General features: G+C 57.1%; 1 protein-coding gene. It reads right to left on the bottom strand.

The annotated features are described in order from the left end of the window. Positions 1–277: 277 nt before the first annotated feature. Entirely contained in the window at positions 278–1,972 is a 1,695-nt protein-coding gene (locus tag I4W07_RS09065; protein WP_006235592.1) for a phospho-sugar mutase, read from the bottom strand. Between the last annotated feature and the right edge of the window lie 303 nt (positions 1,973–2,275).

Genomic DNA, 2,275 nt, shown 5'->3' with positions numbered 1-2,275 from the left:
CAAATGGTTCGATGTCTGCCCGGATGCGACACTCGTAAGTGCCCATCCTCGCAGTATCCGGTTCTCAAGGTGCACGCCTGCGCTGGTTCCCGGTTCGACCGGGCCGCGCGGCAAGGAGATATATTGCCAGACCGGAGGGGCCCCGGGGGCGGGAATCTGGTCGTACACATTTCCTACACAGTTTGGGATTCTCAGCTGTATTTGCCAGTAATAAAGAGGGGACCTCGTTTCCGAGATCCCCTCCTCTGTTTATCTATAGAAATAGGCTTTCAAAGCCTTAGGCCAGCAGCTTGCGACCGGACTCCTCAATCGCGTCAAGTGCTGCATCTGCCTCGGCGGCATCCGCGCCCTTAGCGAAGATGTACAGCTTAATCTTGGGCTCGGTGCCGGAAGGACGAACAATACCCTTGTTGCCGCCCTCAAGATCGAACTCAATTACGTTAGCCTTCGGCAGGCCGTTCACGCAGGTGTTGTAATCCACGACGGCCTCAATCTTGGAACCGGCGAGCTCCGCGGGCGGGTTCTCGCGCAGACCAGCCATGATGCCGGCCATCTTTGCCGCACCCTCAGCGCCCGGATAGCTTAGCGAAATCGTCTTGTTGTGATAGTAGCCATACTTCTCGTACAACTCGTGCATCGCATCGGCAAGGTTCTTGCCCTGGAGCTTATAATACTGCGCCATCTGGCAAATCAGAAGCGAAGTGCTGACGGCGTCCTTGTCGCGCACGTGGTCGCCGGCCAGATAGCCGTAGCTCTCCTCAAAACCGAAGATAAAGCGATCGACCTCGCCAGCATCGGAAAGAGAAGTAATGATGTCGCCGATGTACTTGAAGCCCGTCAGGCAGCGGCGGAGCTCAAAACCGTACTCGTCGGCCAGAGCGTCAACCATGGCGGAAGAAACGATAGTAGTGACAGCAACCTTCTTAGTGAGGTCCTCACCGCGAGCAGCGCGGGTCTTGCAGATATAGTCAAGCAGCAGAACGCCCATCTCATTGCCGGTCAGCAGCAGATAGTCATCGCCATTCTTAACGGCAACGCCAACGCGATCGGCGTCAGGATCGGTTGCAAGCAGCAGATCGGGGTGAACCTGCTCGCAGAGATCGATGCCCTTCTGCATGGCCTGACGGATCTCGGGGTTAGGATACGGGCAGGTCGGGAAATCGCCGTTAGGCTCCTTCTGCTCGGGAACAACCGTGACATCGGTGATGCCAGCGCGCTCGAGCACCGTCGTGACGGGAATGAGGCCGGTGCCGTTGAGCGGAGTGTAGACGAGTTTAAGCGGAGCGCCAGCGATCTCCTCAGCAGAAAGGTTAGTCACGCCGCGGGCGAGAACGGCGTCGTAATAACGCTCGAGGCACGAGTCATCGATCCATTTGACCAGACCCTGCTCAAGAGCCTCATCGAAGTCCATGGACTTCACACCGGTGAACGTATCGGTCTCGGCGATAGCCTTAGAAATTGCATCGGCGGCCTCGCTGGTGATCTGGCAGCCGTCGGGGCCATAGGCCTTATAGCCGTTATAAGGCGCCGGATTATGACTAGCGGTCATGCAAATGCCACCGGAGCACTTAAGGTCGCGGACGGCCCAGGAGAGCGTCGGCACAGGAGAAATCTTGGGATACACGAGGGCAGTCACGCCATTTGCTGCAAGAATGGCAGCCGTCGTCTTAACGAACAGCTCGCCCTTATTGCGGCTATCGCGAGCGATGGCGACCGTCGGATGCTCGAAGGTTGCATTGAGGTAGTCAGCGAATCCCTGGGTCGCACGACCGACCGTATAGATATTCATACGGTTAGTGCCCGCACCGATAGTGCCGCGAAGGCCGGCAGTACCGAAGGCGAGATCCTGGAAGAAAGCGTCGGTGATGGCGTCCTCGTCACCCTGCTCCTTCATCGTGTTAAGCTCAGCGAGGAGCTCCTCGTCCTTGACATTGGCAATCCAAGTATCAAGCAGCTCATGAACATCTGCCATGTGAGTCCTTCCGTCACAATCAATAAAACGACCCGTGTAAAACAGGACAAGCGCAGCAGTGCGCTAAAGCAAATATTAGTCCATTGAGAACAAAGAACCGACCAAAGAACGGTGAACGTCTATATTCAGCGGTGGATGATTGGATTGATTTAATTGCTTAGCGAATGCCGCCGTAAACGCAAAAAAGGGGGAGGCCGCGAGGCCTCCCCCTTCTCAGTTCAAGCGTACGGCTCGGTGCCGTCCACCGGTCAGCGGCGCCCTGGCCTCCCACGGGCTGACCCCGCAGTACTCTCGGCGCGATGG

It is taken from the genome of Collinsella aerofaciens, from assembly GCF_015670745.1.
GTDB classification, from domain to species: Bacteria; Actinomycetota; Coriobacteriia; order Coriobacteriales; family Coriobacteriaceae; genus Collinsella; species Collinsella aerofaciens_T.
The sequence above is the reverse complement of the archived record's forward strand: the minus strand, read 5'-3'. Positions and strand labels throughout refer to the sequence as shown.